This is a genomic window from Marilutibacter chinensis (assembly GCF_021725675.1).
GTDB lineage: Bacteria > Pseudomonadota > Gammaproteobacteria > Xanthomonadales > Xanthomonadaceae > Marilutibacter > Marilutibacter chinensis.
Genome location: NZ_JAKJPO010000013.1, coordinates 18,368 through 40,143, shown reverse-complemented (window position 1 = coordinate 40,143; position 21,776 = coordinate 18,368). Strand labels below are relative to the sequence as shown.

General features: G+C 66.2%; 11 protein-coding genes and 1 riboswitch. Of the genes, 7 read left to right on the top strand and 4 right to left on the bottom strand.

What is annotated here, in order from left to right; translation table 11 throughout:
• Nucleotides 1–79: 79 nt before the first annotated feature.
• Nucleotides 80–2,644 carry a bifunctional aspartate kinase/homoserine dehydrogenase I gene (gene thrA / locus L3V18_RS15785; protein WP_237056165.1) on the bottom strand — a complete coding sequence of 855 codons (2,565 nt, stop codon included), beginning with the start codon at nt 2,642–2,644 and terminating at the stop codon, nt 80–82.
• A gap of 91 nt (nt 2,645–2,735) precedes the next feature.
• Nucleotides 2,736–2,900 carry a hypothetical protein gene (locus tag L3V18_RS15780; protein ID WP_237056163.1) on the bottom strand — a complete coding sequence of 55 codons (165 nt, stop codon included), beginning with the start codon at nt 2,898–2,900 and terminating at the stop codon, nt 2,736–2,738.
• Nucleotides 2,901–3,135: 235 nt separating this feature from the next.
• Here L3V18_RS15780 and L3V18_RS15775 point away from each other — a divergent pair, with 235 nt between their 5' ends.
• From L3V18_RS15775 to L3V18_RS15750, 6 genes are all read left to right on the top strand, one after another.
• Nucleotides 3,136–3,768, top strand: coding sequence for a CPBP family intramembrane glutamic endopeptidase (locus L3V18_RS15775; protein ID WP_237056162.1), 633 nt, complete (start codon nt 3,136–3,138; stop codon nt 3,766–3,768).
• Nucleotides 3,769–3,826: 58 nt separating this feature from the next.
• A riboswitch (TPP riboswitch) is annotated at nt 3,827–3,939 on the top strand.
• Between the two features lie 63 nt (nt 3,940–4,002).
• Nucleotides 4,003–5,880, top strand: a complete 1,878-nt coding sequence (gene thiC / locus L3V18_RS15770) for a phosphomethylpyrimidine synthase ThiC (RefSeq protein WP_237056160.1) — start codon at nt 4,003–4,005, stop codon at nt 5,878–5,880.
• Between the two features lie 304 nt (nt 5,881–6,184).
• Entirely contained in the window at nt 6,185–8,530 is a 2,346-nt protein-coding gene (locus L3V18_RS15765) for a winged helix-turn-helix domain-containing protein (RefSeq protein ID WP_237056159.1), read from the top strand.
• A gap of 143 nt (nt 8,531–8,673) precedes the next feature.
• Complete coding sequence (locus L3V18_RS15760; RefSeq protein WP_237056158.1) at nt 8,674–9,591, top strand: helix-turn-helix domain-containing protein; 918 nt, start codon at nt 8,674–8,676, stop codon at nt 9,589–9,591.
• A 51-nt stretch (nt 9,592–9,642) separates the two neighbouring features.
• Nucleotides 9,643–12,486, top strand: a complete 2,844-nt coding sequence (locus L3V18_RS15755; protein WP_237056157.1) for a TonB-dependent receptor plug domain-containing protein — start codon at nt 9,643–9,645, stop codon at nt 12,484–12,486.
• A gap of 119 nt (nt 12,487–12,605) precedes the next feature.
• Entirely contained in the window at nt 12,606–13,595 is a 990-nt protein-coding gene (locus L3V18_RS15750) for an aspartyl/asparaginyl beta-hydroxylase domain-containing protein (RefSeq protein ID WP_237056156.1), read from the top strand.
• Between the two features lie 87 nt (nt 13,596–13,682).
• Here L3V18_RS15750 and ppa read toward each other — a convergent pair whose 3' ends face one another.
• The gene (gene ppa, locus L3V18_RS15745) at nt 13,683–14,237 is read right to left on the bottom strand and encodes an inorganic diphosphatase (protein ID WP_237056155.1); all 555 of its coding nucleotides are present in this window, start codon (nt 14,235–14,237) and stop codon (nt 13,683–13,685) included.
• Nucleotides 14,238–14,575: 338 nt separating this feature from the next.
• On the opposite strand from ppa, the gene L3V18_RS15740 reads away from it, so the two are divergent.
• Nucleotides 14,576–19,363 carry an RHS repeat domain-containing protein gene (locus L3V18_RS15740; protein ID WP_237056154.1) on the top strand — a complete coding sequence of 1,596 codons (4,788 nt, stop codon included), beginning with the start codon at nt 14,576–14,578 and terminating at the stop codon, nt 19,361–19,363.
• Between the two features lie 666 nt (nt 19,364–20,029).
• On the opposite strand, the gene L3V18_RS15735 is transcribed toward L3V18_RS15740, so the two are convergent.
• On the bottom strand, nt 20,030–21,550 hold the full coding sequence (locus L3V18_RS15735; RefSeq protein ID WP_237056152.1) for a mechanosensitive ion channel: 1,521 nt from the start codon (nt 21,548–21,550) through the stop codon (nt 20,030–20,032).
• Nucleotides 21,551–21,776: the final 226 nt, after the last annotated feature.

Genomic DNA, 21,776 nt, shown 5'->3' with positions numbered 1-21,776 from the left:
GGGAAATCCGGTGTTCGATGATCGTATCGTCCAATGCAGTGTCTGCCGTCGTCATGTCGATGGGCTCCGGAGCGCCGGCTCAGCCGAGGTTCTGCGCGATCGCGAGGATGTCGCCGAACACGCCGGCGGCGGTCACCTCGGGTCCGGCGCCGGGTCCCTGCACGACCAGCGGGTTGTCGGGGTAGCGCAGGGTGCGGAACTGGATCAGGTTGTCGGTCAGGCGGCCGTACAGGCTGGCGTGGCCGGCCGGCGGCACCACCAGCGACACGCTCGCGCGGCCGTCGCGGTCGAGCCGGGCGAGGTAGCGCAGCTTGCCGCCGCTGGTGCCGGCCGCATCCAGCCGCGCCTGCATCGGCGCGTCAAGTTCGCCGATGCGCTCCAGGAAAGCGTCCAGTGCGATTTCGCGCAACGGCTCGGGGACCAGATTCTCGATCTCGACGTCGTCGAGCGAGAGTTCGCGCCCGGCCTCGCGGGCGAGGATCACCAGCTTGCGGGCGACGTCCATTCCCGACAGGTCGTCGCGCGGATCGGGCTCGGTGTAGCCGAGCCGGCGCGCTTCCAGCACCAGTTCCGAGAATGGCAGGCCGTCGTCGGGCCCGCTGCCGCCGAAGCGGTTGAACAGCCATGCCAGGGTGCCGGAGAACAGGCCTTCGATCTCGTACAGCACGTCGCCGGTGTCGATCAGGTCGCGCAGGGTGCGGATCACCGGCAGGCCGGCGCCGACGGTGGCCTCGTAGCGGAACTGGCCGCCGCTGCGACTGGCCTTGCGGATCGCCTGGAAGCGCGTCAGCGGACCGCTGCCGGCCTGCTTGTTCGGCGTCACCACGTGGATGCCTGCGGCCAGCCACTCGGCGTAGCGTGCGGCGACCGCGTCGCTGCCGCTGCAGTCGACGATCATCGCGTGCGGCAGGTGTTCGGCGCGGATGTGGGCGGCGAAACGGTCGAGGTCGAGTGCCTCCGCGTCCTCGAGCAGGGCACCGGCGGCGGTGGCCGGGTCCAGCGCCTTCGGGTGCAGCCGCATCCGGCGGCTGTTGGCGATCGCGCGCAGGCGCAGGTCGAGGTTCTGCCCGTGCAGGGCGCCGGCGGCGAAGCGGGGCGCGGCCTCGGCCAGTTGACGAAGGAGGGTGCGGCCGACATTGCCGGGACCGATCAGGCCGACGGACAGCGTCTGCGGCGACAACCAGAACGCCGCATGTGCAGCGCGCAGCCCGCGCTGGGCGTCGCCGGCGGCGATCGCGACCGAGATGTTGCGCTCGCCCGCGCCCTGCGCGATCGCGCGGACATTGACCCGCGCCTGCGCCAGTCCGCCGAGCAGGCGCGCGGCAACGCCAGGGGTGCCGACCATGCCGTCGCCGACCGCGGCGAGCACCGCGATGCCGGGAGTCAGGCCGACGCCCTGGGCCTGGCCGTCGCCGATCGCCTCGGCGAAGGCGGCCTCCACCGCTTCGCGCGCCGCGTCGGCCTGGGCCTGCCGGACCACGCAGCAGATCGAGTGCTCGGACGAGCCCTGCGAAATCATGATCACCGACACGTCCGCCTGGCGCAGCGCCGCGAACATGCGTTCGGCGGTACCGGGCACGCCGATCAGACCGGCGCCCGACAGCTCCAGCAGGGCCAGCCCTTCGGCCAGGCTCAGGCCCTTGACCGGCGTTCCGTGCAGGCCGTCGGGACCGCGCGAGACGGCGCTGATCAAGGTGCCCGGTGCCTGCGGGGCGCGCGAGTTGCGGATCCGGATCGGCAGCTCGTGCCGGATCGCCGGGGCCATCGTCTGCGGATGCAGCACCTTGGCGCCGAAGTAGGCCAGCTCGCATGCCTCGGCATACGACAGCATCGGCAGGCAGACCGCGTCCGGTACCAGCCGCGGATCGGCCGACAGCACGCCGTCGACGTCGGTCCATATGGTCAGTTCGTCGGCCTCGAACAGCACCGCGAAGATCGCACCGGAATGATCGCTGCCGTTGCGTCCCAGCGTGGTAGGACGGCCCTGCGCGTCGCTCGCGACGAAGCCGGTGACGACGATGTTCGGCTGCAGATGGCGTTGGCGCCACTGCGCCAGTTGTTCCCGCGATGCCGTCCAGTCGACCGCGACGCCAAGCTCGCCGGGATGCACGCACAGCACCTCACGCGCGTCCAGCCGGGCCCAGCCAGCGGCCTCGCCGCCGAGCGCGGCGTGCAGCAGATGCGAGGACAGCACCTCGCCGAGGCCATGGACCCAGGCCACGTCGGCCTCGTCGCCAGCACCCGCGGCCAGTCCGGCCAGGCGTCCGCACAGCGCGTCGAGTTCACGCGCGAGCGCGACCTTCAGTCCGGGGGAATCGCCGGATCCATCGGCGAGCAGCGCGTCGGCGGCGGCGAGGTGGCGCTGGGCGAGGGCGTCCCAGTCGGTCTGCCAGTCGCGGCCATCGCGGGCGGCGTCGGCCAGCGCAACCAGCGCGTCGGTCACGCCCTGCATCGCCGAGACCACGACGATGCGCGAATCGGCACCGTCGGCGCCATCGGCGACGAGCGCGGCCGCGGCGCGCTGGCGGTCGGCGTCGGCGAGACTGCTGCCGCCGAACTTGTGGGCATGGCGACGCAGCCGCGCGGTGGCGACGAGCGCGGCGGCGGGCGGCGTGGGGTGTGCGGACGGGTTGGGACTGGACATCGGGCGGGCTTCCTTGTGAAGCCCCGCCCTCGAACCCGGTGCCTGACCTCCGCACCCGGTTCGGGGGGCGGAGCGGCGTGGGTTCTTCAGTTCACGCGCGATCGCACCCCGGACGGCTGGTACCGGTACCGGTGGTGGTAATGATCGAGGTGAAGCAGGGGGGCGACGGCGGCAACACGCGACCCGCGATCGCCGCGCCGGCCGCATCGGCAGTCGGGCGCAGGATGATCGGATGGCGGTTGTTGCGCTGCGTCATGCGGCGAGCAGAGCATGCCGTTTCCAGGCTGTCAACAGTTGCCTGTGAAACGGCCAGCCGCTTCTGCGGTGAAGCCGCGCGGCGTAGCATGCCCGGCCGCAACGTGGGATCTTCGGCCCCGGACGACCGGCGTCGGCTGTGGCCGACGCTCCGGATTCTTCACCGCACCCGGGTCGGTGCGGCGGCCGCATGACAGGGGGACAACAGGTTGAACAACGCTGCGCCCAGGACGACATTGTCCATTCGGGAAGCGCTTGTCGTCGCGACGATCTGCTTCGGCCTGTTCACCCTCTGGTCTGTCCAGGCGGTGCTGGACGGCTTCCCTGACGCGGAGTTCTCCGACGCCAGCAACGTCATCGGCATCGGCCTGGAGCTCGCGCTCGGCGGGTTCGCGCTGCTGTATCTGCGCATGCGCGATTTCGACGTCGGCGCGTTGTATCCAAGGCCCGGTCTGGGCGGGGCGCTGGTCGGCCTCGCGCTCTACGCGGCGATCTGGGTCGCCTGGGCCGCGGTCATGCCGCTGTTCGCGCGCGAGGACGGCGCGCCCGAGGTGGTGGCCTTCTCCTACAGCGGGTCGTCGCTGGCCCTGATCGTGCTCTTCGCGATGGTCAACGGCGCGTTCGAGGAGATATTCCTGCTCGGCGTCATGGCCCGGGGCCTGCGGCACCATGGGCTGTCCGTCGCGGTGGGGTTGCCGTTGCTGGTGCGCATCCTGTACCACCTGTACCAGGGGCCGGCTGGGGTGGTCTCGGTCCTGGTCTTCGGTCTGATCCTGACGGCCTATTACCTGCGCAGCGGGCGCCTGTGGCCGGTGGTGTTCGCCCATATCCTGGCGGACATCGTGCCTTTCGTCCTCGGCGAGGGCTGAGAACCCGCCCGCAACGGGCTGGGCGAGTTGTCGTTCGTGCGGCCCCATGTTGAAATGCGTCCCGAAGCGGGGGTACCGGCCCGACATGTCGTGATGAAGCCGCCGGTTGAGACAGACCCTTCGAACCTGATGCGGTTGAGACCGCCGTAGGGAAGCTTCGCCGCAGCGGCCAGTGGCCGACGCGACGCCGCCCGCTTCGTCCCTGCCCGCTTGGGCGCGCCACAGGACGAACAGATGAACGCGGTTCCCTCCCAGCTCCTCGAGCAGGCCGACAAGCTGTCGGCCGACGTCGTCCGCCCGATTCCGGGCTCCCGCAAGATCCATGTCGAGGGCTCGCGCACCGACCTGCGCGTGCCGATGCGCGAGATCGCGCTGCAGCGCACGCCGACGATGTTCGGAGGCGAGGACAACGCACCGTTGGCGGTCTACGACACCTCCGGTCCGTACACCGATCCCGACGCGAAGATCGATCTCGCCGCCGGCCTGGCGCCGCTGCGCGCGCAGTGGATCGCCGAGCGCGGCGACACCGCGGTGCTCGAAGGCCTGAGCTCCGAGTTCGGCCGCCGTCGCGAGAACGATCCCAGGCTCGATGCGGTCCGCTTCGGCAACCGGCGGCCGCCACGCCGCGCGCTTGCCCGCGCCAACGTGACACAGATGCACTACGCGCGCCGCGGCATCGTCACCCCGGAGATGGAGTTCATCGCGATCCGCGAGAACCAGCGGATGGAGGCGATCCGCGAGGCGCACCTGCTGGACCAGCATCCGGGCGAAAGTTTCGGCGCCAGCATCCAGAAGATCATCACGCCCGAGTTCGTCCGCGACGAGGTCGCCCGCGGTCGCGCGATCATCCCCAACAACGTCAACCACCCCGAAAGCGAGCCGATGATCATCGGCCGCAACTTCCTGACCAAGGTCAACGCCAACATCGGCAACTCTGCGGTGTCCTCCGGCATCGCCGAGGAGGTCGAGAAGCTGGTCTGGTCGATCCGCTGGGGCGCCGACACGGTCATGGACCTGTCGACTGGCAAGCACATCCACGAGACCCGCGAGTGGATCATCCGCAACTCGCCGGTTCCCATCGGTACCGTGCCGATCTACCAGGCGCTGGAGAAGGTCGACGGCCGCGCCGAGGAGCTCAACTGGGAGATCTTCCGCGACACCCTGATCGAGCAGGCCGAGCAGGGCGTCGACTACTTCACGATCCATGCCGGCGTGCTGCTGCGCTACGTGCCGCTGACCGCGAAGCGGGTGACCGGCATCGTCTCGCGCGGCGGCTCGATCATGGCCAAGTGGTGCCTCGCGCATCACCGCGAGAGCTTCCTCTACGAGCACTTCGAGGAGATCTGCGAAATCATGAAGGCCTACGACGTAGCCTTCTCGCTCGGCGACGGCCTGCGTCCGGGCTCGATCGCCGATGCCAACGATGCCGCGCAGTTCGGCGAACTGGAGACCCTGGGCGAGCTGACGAAGATCGCGTGGAAGCACGACGTGCAGACGATGATCGAAGGCCCCGGCCACGTGCCGATGCAGCTGATCAAGGAGAACATGGACAAGCAGCTCCGCGAGTGCGGCGAGGCGCCGTTCTACACGCTCGGCCCGCTGACCACCGACATCGCGCCCGGCTACGACCACATCACCTCCGCGATCGGCGCGGCGATGATCGGCTGGTACGGCACCGCGATGCTCTGCTACGTGACGCCGAAGGAGCATCTCGGTCTGCCGAACAAGCACGATGTGCGCGAGGGGTTGATGGCGTACAAGATCGCCGCGCACGCCGCCGATCTCGCGAAGGGTCATCCCGGCGCGCAGGCGCGCGACAACGCGATGAGCAAGGCGCGCTTCGAGTTCCGCTGGGAAGACCAGTTCAATCTCGGTCTCGATCCCGAGCGTGCCCGCGAGTATCACGACGAGACATTGCCGAAGGAGGCGCACAAGGTCGCCCACTTCTGTTCGATGTGCGGCCCGCACTTCTGTTCGATGAAGATCACCCAGGACGTGCGGGAATACGCAGCCGAGCACGGAGTCGACGAGCACGCCGCGCTGGCCGAAGGCATGGCCGAGAAGGCGGCCGAGTTCCGCGAGCAGGGCGCCGAGGTCTATCGCAAGGCCTGACGGCGGCCGCGTCGGGGCGTCGTGCGGGATGCGTGAGCCTCGCACGGCCCCGCTGGCCGGCGCGCAAAAGAATGGCGCCGTGCGGCGCCAATGTTGAACCTCAGCGTAATGAGACGTCGGCGAGAGAGGGCCTGTAGCCAGTGCCCGCGCTGCGGGCCTGCCGCGACAGGCTAGAATGAACGGCCGCGGTGGGTTAGTCCGTGAACGCCCGGGTCCTTTGCCATATCTGCCCAAACCCTTGGCAGGTGACAGGACCTTTTGGCACATGCCGGACTGAACCACCCTGTTCAGTATTGCAGGTGAGATGTCTCCCCCCATCGAACCAAGCTCGTTGCCGTCCGATCGGCTGCGCATAGGCGACTGCGTGGTCGACGTACCGCTGCGCGAGGTGCTCGCGCCCGACGCCCGGCGTCCGCACAGGATCACGCCCAAGGCGATGGGCGTGTTGCGCGTCCTCGTCGGACATGGCGGCCGCGTTGTCAGCCGCGACACCTTGTTGGCCGAGGTATGGCCGGACACGCTGCCGACCGACGATGTGATCACCCAGGCCGTGACCCAGTTGCGCAAGGCCTTCGGCGAGAAGCGCGGCGACACGCAATACATCGAGACGATCGCCAAGACCGGTTACCGCCTGCTGGCGCCGGTGACCTGGCTGGACCCCACCGGCGGCGACGGCGGCCCCGCGGTCGCGCTGGAAACCGGTACGGACGATGTGGAGGAGGATGCCGGCACAGCGTTGACGGCGGCGGCCGCCCGGGTTCCCGTACCGGCACCGCAGGGGCAGGTGCCGGCGCGCTGGTGGTTGCGCGAGCGCGTGCTGGTCAGTCTCGCGGCGGCGGCGATGGCGATTGCCCTGGTCGCCATCCTGCTGCTGCGTACGCCGGAAGCATCGTCCGACGGCGTGGCGACGGAGATCGTAGGCACCGTGCCGGATCGTCCGTACCGCCTGCTGACCTCGGCGCCCGGGTTCGAGCTGTCGCCGACCCTGTCGCCCGATGCCTCGATGATCGCCTATGCCGCGACCTTGCCCGATCGCCGCGGCACGGTGATCATGATGCAGACGACCAACTCGTCGCAGCCGCGCCAGATCAGCTTTCCGGACAACGGCGTCTCCGACCGGGTTCCGTCGTGGTCGCCGGACGGGCGCGAGATCGCATGGATCCGTTACGGTCCGGGCCAAGCCTGCGAGGTGCTGGTGATGGCGGCGAGCGGCAGCGGCGGCGAGCGCAGCGTCGCCAGTTGCAACGGCGACGATCTGCTCAGCTTCGGCTGGGCGCCCGACAATCGCGCGCTGGTGTTCGGCAGCATGAGCAGCGATCAGGATGCGACCGGCCTGCGGGTGCTCGACCTGCAGAGCGGCCAGTGGCGCGATCTGGACTATCCCAGCCGCGGCACCGCGCTCGACCACGCGCCGCGGTTCTCGCCGGATGGAAAGTGGGTCGGGTTCGTACGCAATCCGCAGCTCGGCGACCTGTGGCGGATTCCGGCCGCGGGCGGCACGCCCGAGCGGCTCACCAGCATCGGCGGCGAATTCCGTGGCTGGGACTGGTTGCCGGACGGCCGTGGCATCGTGTTCGCACGCCGGATCGACAGCGAGACCCGGCTCTACCAGCTCGACCTGTCCACCCGGCGCATCCACGATCTCGGTCTGGACGACGCCCAGGCCCCGGCGGTCGCCGCCCGTGCCGGCGTGCTCGCATTCGTGCGCCGGCGGCCGCAGTTCGGACTGTTCCGGGTCAACCGCAGCGAGGCCTCCGGGCCGGTGCGGCGCGAACATCTGTTCGCCTCGTCGGGGCGCGATACGATGCCGTCACTGGCACCGGATGGTCGCCAGCTGGTCTTCAGTTCGGACCGCTCCGGACATTTCCACCTGTGGTGGACCGACCTGGAGGATCCGCAGAGCCTGCGCCAGATCGAGGACGTGCACCCGGACACGCACAGTCGCCCGGAGTGGTCGCCGGACAGCCGCCGGATGCTGGTGGTCGGGCACGACGACGAGGGACGTTCGGGCGTGTTCGAGGTCGTGCCGGCGAGCGGGCAGGTCACGTTCCTGCCGATGCCCGGCCCCCGTTTCAGGACGCTGCAGGCGATGTACACGCCGGCTCCTGACCGCGTTCTCATGACGGTCCGCGACCCGGACGGCATGCTGTGCCTGGCTCTGCTCGACCGCAGCCGGATGCCGTGGAAGGTGCTGGGCAGGATCGAGGATGTCTCGCATGCGCGGGTGGATTCCGCGAACGATCGCGTGCTGTTCACCCGGCTGTCCGCGGACGGGCTCTGGGAGGCCGACCTGTCGCTGGCGCCGGACAGCATCCGGATCGTCGACCCGGACAGGCCGACCCGCTGGCGCTACCAGACCTGGACGGTCGCCGAAGATGGCAGCATCGATTACCTGGAGCCGCGCCCGGACTGCCTCAGCAGCCTGCGTCCACTCGGGCGGCGGTCAGCCGGGTCGCCGTCCACGCCAGTGGCGACGCGCTGTCTGAATCCGGATCGGCTCAGCGCGACGACCTCGTTCAGCAGTTCCTCGCAACTGGACGCGGTGTTCACCGCACAGGCGGTCGACGACGGCACCGACATAGGCCTGATGGCAATCCAGCCGGGGCCTTCGGAGGAGATCCGGGTCGAGGTGCCGGGGTGGATCAAGTGAATGATCCATAAGAAAAAAAGTCTTTCGGAACTCTTTCGGCTGCGCTGCCGGACAGAATTCGCATAGTTCTACGCCGTTCGTCAGGCGGGATCCGCCCGCTTCAGGCAAATCCATTGGCCATCCCCTGCAATCGAGATGAGCCAATGGAGCAAGTACTTTGGGCCGATCGTGGCCAGTCCCTGCAACAGTCCGTGCAACCGGAAGCCCTCGAGGGCACTTCCAGCAGCTGCGTAGGCGTGTCCCGGCTGGGCAGCGTGCAGTTGGCCGGCAACCAGTTCTCGATCTGGATCCAGCTGCGCGGCAGCTCCTGGGTCGAGGCGAAGGAAGGCAAGTTCCGGTTGCGTCGCGGCCGCTGGATTGCGTTCGAGAAGGACTCCCGCCCGAACGTCCAGGCCGATCACCATGGCCTGTGCATCGGCCTGAGCCTGTCCGCCGAGGCGCTGCAGGCGATCATCCGCTTCACCGACTGCGGTCTGTACGCGGGCCGTGGCCAGATTTCCCTGCGCGACGCCCGCACCGCGCTGCGCCTGTGGCGCGAGATCTGCCTGCGCGCCGGTGACGGCCACGGCATCGACATGGCCGTGCTGCGTCCGATGCTGCTGCAGCTGGTCGGCTTCCAGCGCGACATCGCCGCCCGCGCCGCCCGCTGCCCGGGCCGCTCCCGCGTGCGCAAGCGCCAGGTGTTCAGCCGTCTGCAGCGCGCCCATCTCTATCTGGAAGGCAACTGCGACCGCGTCGTCCGCATCAGCGAGCTCGCCGAGCTGACCAGCTTCTCCAGCTGGTACTTCTCCAAGACCTTCCACGGCCTGTACGACGAAAGCCCGCAGGCCGCGGCCGCGCGCATGCGACTGGAGCAGGCCGCCGAGCTGCTGGTCGGCACCGAAATGATGGTGGGCGAGGTGGCCGCCGCCTGCGGCTTCGACAACTGCTGCAGCTTCGCCCGCGCATTCCGCGCGCGCTACGGCATCTCCGCGAGCCGCTACCGCGCCGAGGCCGCGCGGCCCGATTCGGCAAACTCTCCCGTCGTTGCAGGCAAAGCAAGCTGGCGGACCGGGACGTAACGTGGCTGGGCGTTTTAACACGCCCATAACGATATTTTTGGAGAGAGATAGATGAACCACTTGCGTTCCGCGGTGCGCGTCGGCCTGCTGCCGGCCAGCATTGCTCTCGCACTGACCCCGGTCATCGCCGGTGCCCAGGAAGCCGAGACCGGCTCCGAGGCCACCACGCTCGACCGCATCGAAGTGACCGGTTCGCGCATCCGTGGCGCGGACATGGAGACCCAGCAGCCGATCATCACCATCGGTCGTGAAGAGATCGAGCTGCAGGGCAAGACCTCGGTCGCCGACATCCTGCAGAACCTGACCTCGGCGGGCTCTCCGGCCATCTCCCGCGCCAGCGCCCTGTCCTCGGGCGAGGCCGTCGGCGGCTACTACATCGACCTGCGCAACCTCGGCGCCCAGCGCACCCTGATCCTGGTCAACGGCAAGCGCCTGGGTGCGACCACCTCCGGCTACCAGGACCTGAGCCAGATCCCGACCTCGGCGATCGATCGCATCGAGATCCTGAAGGACGGCGCCTCGGCCATCTACGGTTCCGACGCGATCGCCGGTGTGGTCAACGTCATCACCCGCAAGCGCTTCGACGGCGCCGAGGCCGAGGCCCGCATCGGCCAGTACAGCGAAGGCGACGGCGAGGTGCAGCAGTACTCGTTCACCATCGGCTCGGCCGGTGACCGCGGTGGCGTGACCCTGTCGGTGCAGTACGACAAGGAAGAGCCGGTGCTCAGCACCGACCGCTGGTTCGCGAAGGACGGCAGCGCCGGTCCGGACTACCCGGGCGCCGGTTGGAGCCCGATCACCCACCGTGGCTCGTTCTGCGACCCGTGCGTGCCGACCCAGGATGCCGTGTGGTGGACACTGAACGACGGCGGCGACCCGACCAACCGCGCCGACTACCATCCGATCACTCCGGCCGAGTACACCAATGCCAACCAGCAGATGCTGGTGCAGACCGGCATCGAGCGCAAGAGCGTCTTCGCCAATGCCAACTACGACATCAGCGACAAGATCTTCTTCAACGCCGATGTCCTGTACAACCACCGCTCGACCGACCAGCTGATCGCCGGTTACCCGTACGGGTCGGACAGGTTCGGTACCCCGCTGTCGGGCGACAGCGTGTTCAATCCGACCCCGGGCACCGACGTCCAGTTCCGTCGCCGCCTGTGGGAGGTGCCGCGCACCACCAAGAGCGATCTGGAGACCTACCGCTTCGCCGGTGGCTTCAACGGCTACTTCGAGCTGGCCGGCAAGCCGTGGGACTGGGACGTCGGCGCGCTGCTGAACACCAACCGCGTGACCAAGGTCGGCCACGGCGATGCCAACCTGTTCGCCGCTGCCGACGCGCTGGGCCCGTCGTTCATCAACGCCGACGGCATTGCCCAGTGCGGCTCCGCTGCCAATCCGATCGGCCTGGACGTCTGCCGTCCGTGGAACCCGCTGCTGCCCTACGGCGTCGACGGCCAGGGCTCGCTGGCCGACCCGGCCCTGCAGGCGCTGATGTTCCCGTACTACACCGACACCGGCGAGACCAAGACCACCAGCTACACCGCCAACCTGACCGGCTCGCTGTTCGAGCTGCCGGCGGGCGAGGTCGGCCTGGCGGTCGGCTACGAGCACCGCAAGGAGTCGGGCCGCTTCGTGCCGGACGCGTTCCGCCAGACCGGCAACAGCACCGGCCTCGCCGCGAGCACCACCGAGGGCGAGTACGATCTCGACGAGTTCTACGCCGAGCTGAACATCCCGGTGCTGGCCGACATGGCGCTCGCGAAGGAACTGACCTTCAACGTCGCCAGCCGCTACTCGGACTACAGCAACTTCGGCGACACCACCAACAGCAAGTTCGGCTTCACCTGGCGTCCGGTCGATGACCTGTTGGTCCGCGGCACCTGGGCCGAGGGCTTCCGCGCGCCGACCATCGACGACCTGTACGGCGGCATCGGCAGCAGCTTCGAGGACTACATCGATCCGTGCGGCGTGGGCGCGCGGAACAGCGTGAACGGCAATGCCGCCTGTAACGCTGCCGGCGTGCCGATCGGATACGTGCAGCTCGGCCAGGGCCTGGTGCCCTGCACCCAATACCCGTGCCAGACCCCGGACCAGTTCATCACCGGTTCCAACGCGAACCTGGTGCCCGAGACTTCCGAGAGCCAGACCGTCGGCCTGGTCTGGAGCCCGCGTTGGGTGGAAGGCCTGGACATCTCGCTCGACTGGTACAAGTACGAGCTGGAGAACATGATCATCGAGGACAGCGTCGACCGCATCCTGCGCGACTGCTATGTCCTGGGCAACGCCAGCCGCTGCGAGGGCATTGAGCGCGCCGCCGATGGCCATATCACCAACATGTTCTTCGGCCTCGCCAACCTGGGCTCGATGGAGACCGAGGGCTACGACCTGGGCGTCAAGTACCGCCTGCCGGAGTTCTCGTTCGGCCAATTCGTCATCGACTGGCAGAGCACCTACGTCAGCAGGTACGACGAAGAGGGACAGAACCGTAATGGCGACAGCATCACTGTCGGCCGCGTCGGCGAGCCGGGCTTCTTCCGCCTGCGTTCGAACATCGGCGTGGACTACAGCTTCGGCGACTTCACCGTCTCCTACCTGGCCCGTTACTACTCGGGCATGAAGGAAGGCTGCATCCCGAACCGTCCGTGCACCGATCCGGACCGCTACGCCAACGGCGAGCCGGATGCGGTCCGCCGCGTCGGCAGCAACACCTTCCACGACGTGCAGTTCAGCTGGAAGGCGCCGTGGAACGCGACCATCGGCATCGGCGCGAGCAACGTGTTCGACCATCGTGGTCCGGTGATGTTCAGCCAGCCGAGCAGCAACTTCGCCTACTACGGCGGGTTCGACATCGGTCGCATGATGTACGTGCGTTACCAGCAGCGCTTCTGATCACCCCCGAACGCTGTGCAGCACCTACGGCCCCGCAAGGGGCCGTAGTTTTTTTGGGCGCTGGGAGCGGGACGCGACAGCCGGTAGCATGACGCGGTCCAGATGCCGTCGTCGCCGCCATGAAACTGCAGGTTCCCTTCATCCAGTTGCCGATCAGCTTCGATGCCGCCGCGCTCGCGGAGGAGGTCGCCGCACTGGGCGAGACGCCGTGGCGGCCGCATCCGCAGGGCTTCCCCGGCAATTCGATGCTGCCGCTGGTCGCGGCCGACGGCGATCCGGCCAACGAGGCCTTCGCCGGTCCGATGCGGCCGACCCCGGCGCTGCAGGCCTGCGGCCACCTGAAGCAGGTGATCGCGAGCCTGGGAGCCACCGTCGGCCGTTCCCGGCTGATGCGGCTGGCCGGCAATGCCGAGGTCACCCGTCATGTCGACCAGGGCTATTACTGGGCCGAGCGCGTGCGCGTGCACGTGCCGATCGTGACCCAGCCGACCGTCCGCTTCGAATGCGGCGATGCCGTGGTCAACATGGCCGCCGGCGAATGCTGGATCTTCGATACCTGGCGCCAGCACCGCGTGCTCAACGATGCAACCGCATCGCGGATCCACCTGGTCGTCGATACCGTCGGCGGGGAGGGGTTCTGGGAGCTGGTCGCGCGCGGGCGGGCGCCGGGACATCCGTCATCGGCGCCCTGGCAGCCACGGCACGTCGCCGTCGGTGGCGACGAGGTGGACGAGATCGCCTGCGAACAGCTGAACGTGCCGCGGGTGATGAGCCCATGGGAACTCAATGCGCTGTTCGGCATCCTGTTCGCCGATGCGGCACCGGGTCCGGCGGTGGCCCAGGTGCAGCAGATCACGTTGCGCTTCATCCGCGCCTGGCGCGCGCTGTGGGCCCGTTTCGGCGACGCCGACCCCAGCTTGGATGCCTATCGGGCGCGGCTGCAGCAATACCTGGAGGAGGTGCGGATGCCTGCGCAGGCGATCCGGATGAACAACCACCTGGACTGGTACGGCGCGATGACGATGATGATCGGGCGGGTCGCGGTGGCCGCGCCCGAACCGGTGCAGGCCGACGCGGTCCGCCAGCGGGCGATGGGCGACAACGCCTGAGCCGAAGCTCGCGAGCGCCGGGAGCCAAACGGCGAAGGCCGCCCGGGGGCGACCTTCGACAGTGAGAATCGTGGCTGTCGGCCCCGATCAGAACTTCGGCTTGTCGGCCTCGGCGGTGTCGTTGTAGCGCTTGATCGCGTCGTTCAGGATCGCCTTGGCCTCGGTGGCGTTGCCCCAGCCCTCGAGCTTGACCCACTTGCCCTTCTCCAGGTCCTTGTAGTGCTCGAAGAAGTGGCCGATGCGCTCGAGCCAGTGCTGGGAGACCTGGTCGATGTCCTCGATGTGGGCATAGCCGCCGAAGATCTTCGGCACCGGGATCGCGAGCAGCTTCTCGTCGCTGCCGGCCTCGTCGCTCATCTTCAGCACGCCGACCGGCTTGCAGCGGATCACCGAACCCGGCACCAGCGGCAGCGGCAGGATCACCAGCACGTCGGCCGGGTCGCCGTCGCCGCACAGGGTGTGCGGGACGTAGCCGTAGTTGCACGGGTAGCGCATCGGCGTGGACAGGATGCGGTCGACGAAGATCGCGCCGGAGGCCTTGTCGACCTCGTACTTGACCGGTTCGGCGTCCTTCGGGATTTCGATGACGACATTGATCTCGTCCGGCGGGTTCTTGCCGGTGGAGACGAGGTCCAGACCCATGCTGATGCTCCGACTGCAGGCCCCGCCGCGGGCAGGCCGTGGCGGGGGAGGTGAGGGAAGGCGCGCATTTTACCCGGGTTGCTGTTGTGTTGCAGCGGGGGTGGCGGAGGAAAATGGCCAGCGCTGCTGACGCCGTCCGTCAGGACATCGACTGGCCTGCGCCGGCATGAGGCGAAGCATGATCTGGCAGCAGGTATGGGCGAGAAAAAGGCAAAGAAGGACAGCTGTAACAGTCAGTTGCAGTGCTATGCTGCAAGCCGTTTCGGCGTGGTGGTTTTTCGTCTTTTTTTAGGGATGACGGCAGTCTTGCCGGGCATGAAGTCGACAGGGGTAAAGGAATGGCAGAAGGGATTGGTCAGGGCTGGATGGCCCGGCTGGGTGCGGTGGCAGCACTTGTTGCCGTCAGCGGTTCGGCACTTGCGATCGAGCCGTACCAGGAGTACCGCAAGCGCGTCGAGGCGGCGCAGAACCTCACGGCGCTGAAGAGCGACCTGTTCGGCGACAGCGTCAGCCTCTACAACGGCAAGACCGAATTCGTTGTCACCGACATCGACATCCCGGGCAACAGTGCTCTGCCGGTGCAATTGCAGCGTCGCTTCAATGTCGAAATCCACTTGTCCGGATCAAGCACCGGCTTCAACTCCAATCTAGGGGGCGCCGGTGGCTGGGATGTGGAGGTGCCGTACATCTCGGGCATGTTCTCGCCCGTCTCGGGATGGAGCGATCAGCGCTGCTCGGTATCGATGATGCCGACGGTGACCAATGGCTTCAGCGTCAACGAAATCTGGCAGGGCAACACCATTCATATCCCGGGTGGCGGGGATCGGACGATGCTCAGGCTGGAGGCGAATACCCCGCGTCCGTCCGATGGCGTGAACCGTCTGTGGACGACGGCGTCGCGCGATGCGATCGACTGCATCCCGATGCAGTCCGGACTAAGTGGAGAAGGGTTCCGAATCACCACCACGGAAGGCGTCCAGTACCACTTCGATATCGCCACGACCCGATATGCAGGCTGGATGAACAAACCGCTTCAGCCGCCACTGGTTGGTTACAAGGCCAATCGCTCCCGCGTTTTCCTATTGGCCAGCAAGGTCGTCGATCGTTTCGGCAATACCGTCCAATACCAGTATGACGCGAACGGCCATCCGACCCGGGTATGGTCGTCCGATGGCCGCGAAATATGGCTGACCTATAGCGGCGGACAGCTGCAGACGGCTACTGCCGCCGGACGGACCTGGAATTATGGGTACACAACGGTAGAAGGGCAGATGCGGCTCTCAACGGTGACGCGCCCCGACAACAGCCAGTGGGCCTATACGTACTCCAACGCGCTGATGCCGTCGTACGTCGCGTGGGATGGCAACTCGACCTCGAACTGCGCGGAACAGCCGCCGGAGGTCACCGCTTCCTTCATCCTGACCGCCAAGCACCCCAGTGGCGCGCAGGGCACGTTCAACTTCTCGAATGCGCGCCACTACCGCAGTGGCGTGCATATGAGTGCGTGCCTGCAGCGGATATCCAGCGGGACCTACTACTACGAGCTGAATACGCCCAACTTCTTCGATGTGATGACGCTGTATGGCAAGCGTATCGAGGGGGTGGGCCTTGCGCCGCAGGTGTGGAGCTACTCATACGGTGGCGGTTATCAGCCGCTGTGGGGAACGCGAGGTTCCGCGGCCATCTACCCGTGCACACAGTGCGATGTCGAGAAAACCGTCGTCGTCACCAACCCCGACAACACCAAGACCCGGTATCGCTACGGCTTTCTCTACGCCGCGAACGAGGGAAAGCTGTTGGGCAGCTCGGTGCTCGACGCGCAGGGCGGCGTGCTGCGCAGCGAAACAACGACCTATATGAGCGACGCGGAGGCGGCCAACCAGAGCTTCGCCCCGCGCTACGGTATTGGCTATGACGGCAGCGATCCCAGCGTCAACAAGGTGCGTCCGGTGGTCAGCAGTACGGTAGTGCAGGATGGTGTCACTTTCAGCCTGATCAACAACAGCTTCGACACCTATGCCCGGCCACTGAGCGTCAGCCGCTCCAACACCCAGGGCAACTCGCGCACAGACGTCAGCGCCTATCACGACGACACCACGCTGTGGGTGCTGGGACAGATCAAGTCGGTCACCAACGTCGAAACCGGCGGAGTGGTCTCGCAGACCGACTATGGCTGGAACAGCATGCCCCGCAAGCGCTACAGCTTCGGGCGGCTGGTTCAGGAAATCGGCTACAACACCAGTGACGGCACCGTGTCCTACGTCAAGGATGGGGCCGGCAATACGACGACGTTGAGCAGTTGGAAGCGTGGCATCCCGCAGGCGATCGCTTATGCGGACGCGACCAGCCAGTCGGCAGTGGTCAACGCCGACGGCACGATCGCATCGGTCATCGACGAGAACGGCTACAAGACCTGCTACGCCTACGATGCGATGGGACGGCTGAGCAAGATCACCTATCCGTCGGAGACCTCTACCGGTATCTGCGATACGACGTGGAACGCGACCACCCAGTCGTTCGTCCCGATCGGTGTCAGTGAGTACGGTATTCCCGCAGGCCACTGGCGCCAGGATGTTGCCACCGGCAACGGGCGCAGGAAGACCTACTTCGATGCGCTATGGCGACCGTTGCTCGTGCGCGAATACGATGCCGGTAATGTTGCCGCGACCGAGCGTTTCACCCGCTTCGCCTACGATCACGAGGGTCGCACCACATTCGCCTCGTATCCTGCCACGGGCAGCAATCCGGTCACTGGCATCCGTACGACCTACGATGCTCTGGGGCGCACGACCCATGTCAGGCAGGACTCGGAACTGGACCTGGACCAGAACGGGACGCCGGACCAGTTGCTCACGCGCACCGAGTACCTGAGCAATGCCAGCGGCTACTACACCAAAGTCACCAATCCGCGCCAGAAGATTACCCATACCTGGTATCAGGCGTTCGACCAGCCCAGCTATGACAATCCGGTCGCCATCTGGCATGGCGAAGGTGCGGTGACCTATATCACCCGCGACGTGTTCGGCAAACCGACCCGGATCCGACGCAGCAACAGTACCAGTCCGACGGGCGGCACGACGATTCTCGATCGGCACTACCTGTACGGCGGTGCACAGCGCCTGTGCATGGTGACCGAACCTGAAACGGGATCGGAGGTGGTGTGGTACGACGGTGCAGACAACCTGATCCGCTCGGCGGCGGGGCTGAACGTCGCCGCCGGGACCTCCTGTGCGGATGCGAAAGCCCAGGCGCTGTCGTCCGGGCGCGTGGTGGCTCGCAGCTACGACGCCCGCAACCGGATCATCACGTTGACCTTCCCGGATGGGCGCGGCAATACCACCCACACCTATTGGCCGGACGGGCAGCCGCACACGATCACCGCCGACAATGGCGACGGCAATCTGGTCACGACCAGCTACGGCTACAACCATCGCCGCCTGCCGGTCCGGGAACGGATGCAGTGGAACAGCATCGACTGGGCGATCAGCCATTCCTACAACGCCAACGGCCACCGCTCGGCCCAGTCCTGGCACGGCATCACCGTCGACTACGCGCCCAATGCGCTCGGCCAGCCGACCAGGGCAGGGGGTTACGCCAGCAACGTCAGCTACTTCCCGAACGGGGCGATCAAGCAGTTCACCTACGGCAACGGCATCGTCCACACGCTGACCCAGAACGCACGCGGCTTGCCGGACACCAGTACCGATGCCTACGGCAGCACGAAGTTCCTGAGCGACGGTTACGACTACGACCAGAACGGCAACGTGGCGGCGATCACCGACGGCGCCACCGGTCGCAACCAGCGCGGCAACCGGACGATGACGTATGACGGTCTCGACCGGCTGACCGGCACGACCTCGCCGATGTTCGGCACCGCGACCTATGCCTACGACGTGCTGGACAACCTGACCCGGGTCAAGCTCAGCGGCGGCACGGCCGCGCGCGATCACTACTATTGCTATGGCAGCGCCAACCGATTGGCGTTCATTCGCAGCGGTCCAGTCTGCACCGGCAGCTCGGCCAGCCCCGCGGTGCAGGCCCTGACTTGGGATGTGCAGGGCAACCTGAGCGACAAGAGCGGCCAGACATTCGAGTTCGACTATGGCAACCGCCTGCGCAGCGCCACGGTGGGCGCGGTGACCAGCCAATACGCGTATGACGGGCTGGGCCGCCGGGTCTGGGACTACACCAGTCACAACAAGTACAGCCAGTACACGCAATCGGGCGAACTGGCGATGACCGTCGACCAGCGCAAGAGCGTGATCAGCGAGTACATCTACCTGGCCGGCAGCCTGATTGCGACCCGCGAGCGTTATACGCCCACCAACACCTATACGACCAAGTACCAGCATACCGACGCGCTGGGCAGTCCGGTGGTGGTGACCGATGCCAGCCGCAACGTGATCGAGCGCAGCGAATACGAGCCCTACGGCAAGGTGTTGAATCGCCCGCTGAAGGACGGGCTTGGCTATACCGGACACGTCGAGGATGCGGCGACCGGGCTGATCTACGCTCAGCAGCGCTACTACGACGATGATATTGGGCGGTTCCTGAGTGCCGATCCGGTTACCGCATACGACGATGGCGACCTGCGGTTCTTCAATCGCTACAGCTATGCTACGAATGCGCCCTACACCTTTACAGATCCAGATGGGCGCGAAATAAAGCCAGTTGGGACTAGGGCTGAAATCAGGGCGATAAAGCGTGCCTTGAAAAGAATTGAGAGATCGAATCCGGCTTCAAAGGCAAGAATGCAAGCAATGCGGGCTTCGGCGAACGTGCACACGATTAGATATCCGCAGCCGGGAGAAATTCCGGAGAATAAGACAACCGGTATCAGAGCCAACGAAAGCAATGGTGTCGGTACTGGAAGTGAGACAATTGTTGATCCTACGGCGTCGATAACAACGGTCAACAGTGACGGGACACCGGTAATTTCTAGCGGTGAAACAGTGTTGGCTCATGAGCTCCTTGGGCATGGTGGGGACAAAGATAAAGGCGTTATGGATCGGAGCATAAATCCAGAAACAGGGGAGCGTAAAAGTGAAGAAAGGGCTATGGGTGCAGAGAATGAGTACAAGGATGCGGTTGGCGAATCTAGGCGCAATTGTCACTCGCAGTGTTAGCCTTGCGATGTTGATTTCGGCTCTTGTTTTGACTGGATGTCAATCAGTGTCTGCAGATATTAGTGGCGAATGGCGGGTAAGTACTTTTGACGCTACGAAGCTCCATGCTGTGAGCGCGAGTTCGGTGGATCAAATACTCGTCGATCGGCTGATCGAGGATTACAAGAAGGCCCCTAAGGACAGCGACTACTCAGAACTGACCCTGTTGCGCGTCTTTAGAGACGGAGAGGGTAGCGGAAGACAATACTTTGTTTTTGATCTCCTGTACGTAGATGATGTTGGTGTCGTGTATGTCTTGGATTCGCGTAACGTCATCTTAGAGAAGTTTCTTACATCTCCCTGGATAAGGTAAGAATCGACGGTGGGAGGCAATTCAGCTAATTTCATACGCATAAGCCTCCATTCGGTGGGCTTGCTGTTTGGGCTAGGTGGTGGGATGGGTTTCTGTGCCGCAACACCGTATCGATATTAGGTTGTTATTCAGAGCGGCTATAAAGAGCACATTTCTCCGGAACCCATTTATGTAGAGGGTAAGCCTCCTTTCAAAGGGGAGCCTTGTTCGGCCTGCGTAGGAACTAGCTACTCAAAAAAGATCCCTGACCTCCTCCCCGCGTTAGGCCCCGCGATTGCGGGGCCCTTTCGTTTCCGATCCTTGCGCCGGCGCTTCTACCTGCGCAGATGCTTCTCGGCCCAGTCGTTGGCGATCCTGCCGGCCGCCTCGCGGCCGCCGAGGCCGAAGGCCAGCGCGATCGCAACCGCGACCGCACCCAGCACCAGCCCGAACGCCAGGTTGACGATTTCGTCGGCGATGCCCATCGCGCGCAGGCCCATCGCCAGCACCAGGCCGAGGATCGCGACCCGCGCGATCCGCGACAGCCCGACGCCCTTGTCGGGATTGGCGCGTTCGATCGCGGTCGCGGCCAGGTTGGCGAGCCAGTAGCCGACCACGAAGATCACCAGTCCCAGCAGGACGTTGGCGCCGAACGCGATGAAGGTCTCCAGCAGCTCCCGCACGCCGGTGAAGCCGACCTGGTGGGCCGCCTCGACCGTCGCGAACAGCATGATGAAGAACAGCACCACCTGGCCGCCGAACTCGGAGAGGGTCCACCGGGTGTCGTCTTCGGCGGCCGGGGCTCCGGCCGCGGGCTCGAACTCGCCTTCGCGCGGTGCCGGTGCCAGCGCATGGCCGAGGCCGAGGCGCTCGGGCAGGCGATCGAAGCCGAGGTTGGCGAGCAGGCGGGTCGCCAGGTCGGCGACGAAGCGGCCGACGAACCACGCGATGATCAGGATCGCGGCGGCGGCGATGATGTGCGGCACCGCGGCCAGGAACATGTCGAGCATGTCGGTCAGCGGCCCGGAGATCGCCTCGATGCGCAGCGCGTCGAGCGCGGCAATCAGGGTCGGCACGATCACCAGGATGAACACCAGGGTGCCGCCGAGCTGCGACAGCTTGAGGTCGCGGGTGGCCTCGGTCTGCTGGCTGAAGCGGTCGACCCCGGTCGCGGCCAGCAGGTTGCTGACCAGCCCGCGCAGCGCCTTGGCGATGATCCAGCCGGCCAGGCCGATCATCGCGGCGGCGAACAGGTTCGGCAGCATTCCGACCAGTTCGGTGGTCATCGACGACAGCGGCACCATCAGCCCTTCGATCTGCAGGGCGCCGACGATCGCGGGCAGGAACAGCAGCAGCACCAGCCAGTACGCGACGTTGCCCATGGTGTCGGAGATCGGACGCATGTCCGCGCCTTCGGACAGCTTCTCGTCGACCCGCGTCGCGCCCAGCGCCTTGTTGACGACGGTGCGCACGATGGTCGCGACCAGCCACGCGATCACTGCCAGCGCGATCGCCAGCAGCAGGCGCGGCAGGTACATCATCACCGTGTTGGCGAGCGTCGACAGCGGGCCGGATACGCCGTCGACGTGCAGCACGCCGAACATGCCGATCACGGCCAGCAGCAGGATCGTCCAGAACACGATGCGGCCCGCGATGCGCTCGAAATCGAGCGTGCTCTCGGTCTGCGCCGACAGCCGCCGGTTGGTCCCGAGCCTGCCGAGTCCCTTGCGGGTCGCGGCACTGGCGGCAAGCGCGACGATCCATCCGACCAGCAGGATCGCGAGCGCGCCGAGTATCGAAGGCAGGTACCCGCCCAGTGAGTCTTGCAACGAGGACAGCCAGGTCATCGAGTCCATGAGATTCCCCCTTTGGTATCGAGAAAGGTGGAAGCGAACCGCGTCACAGTTCTGCATTCACTGCAATCACCATACCGGGCGGATGTAAACGATCCGTCTACGCGGCGTTGCTGTCGGCGGCTGCACGATCCGGAGCGGACAACGGAAAGACCCCGCCGAGGCGGGGTCTGGTCGCAGCTCATTTGCAGTCCTTCCCCCCCCGTTGCAGGAGGGAAGGCGTCTGTGC

What these genes read in the sequence shown, in the direction of transcription:
- thrA (WP_237056165.1), bottom strand. Translation starts at nt 2,644, where the DNA reads ATGTCCAGTCCCAACCCGTCCGCACACCCCACGCCGCCCGCCGCCGCG.
- L3V18_RS15780 (WP_237056163.1), bottom strand. Translation starts at nt 2,900, where the DNA reads ATGACGCAGCGCAACAACCGCCATCCGATCATCCTGCGCCCGACTGCC.
- thiC (WP_237056160.1), top strand. Translation starts at nt 4,003, where the DNA reads ATGAACGCGGTTCCCTCCCAGCTCCTCGAGCAGGCCGACAAGCTGTCG.
- L3V18_RS15765 (WP_237056159.1), top strand. Translation starts at nt 6,185, where the DNA reads ATGTCTCCCCCCATCGAACCAAGCTCGTTGCCGTCCGATCGGCTGCGC.
- L3V18_RS15760 (WP_237056158.1), top strand. Translation starts at nt 8,674, where the DNA reads ATGGAGCAAGTACTTTGGGCCGATCGTGGCCAGTCCCTGCAACAGTCC.
- L3V18_RS15755 (WP_237056157.1), top strand. Translation starts at nt 9,643, where the DNA reads ATGAACCACTTGCGTTCCGCGGTGCGCGTCGGCCTGCTGCCGGCCAGC.
- L3V18_RS15750 (WP_237056156.1), top strand. Translation starts at nt 12,606, where the DNA reads ATGAAACTGCAGGTTCCCTTCATCCAGTTGCCGATCAGCTTCGATGCC.
- ppa (WP_237056155.1), bottom strand. Translation starts at nt 14,237, where the DNA reads ATGGGTCTGGACCTCGTCTCCACCGGCAAGAACCCGCCGGACGAGATC.
- L3V18_RS15740 (WP_237056154.1), top strand. Translation starts at nt 14,576, where the DNA reads ATGGCAGAAGGGATTGGTCAGGGCTGGATGGCCCGGCTGGGTGCGGTG.
- L3V18_RS15735 (WP_237056152.1), bottom strand. Translation starts at nt 21,550, where the DNA reads ATGGACTCGATGACCTGGCTGTCCTCGTTGCAAGACTCACTGGGCGGG.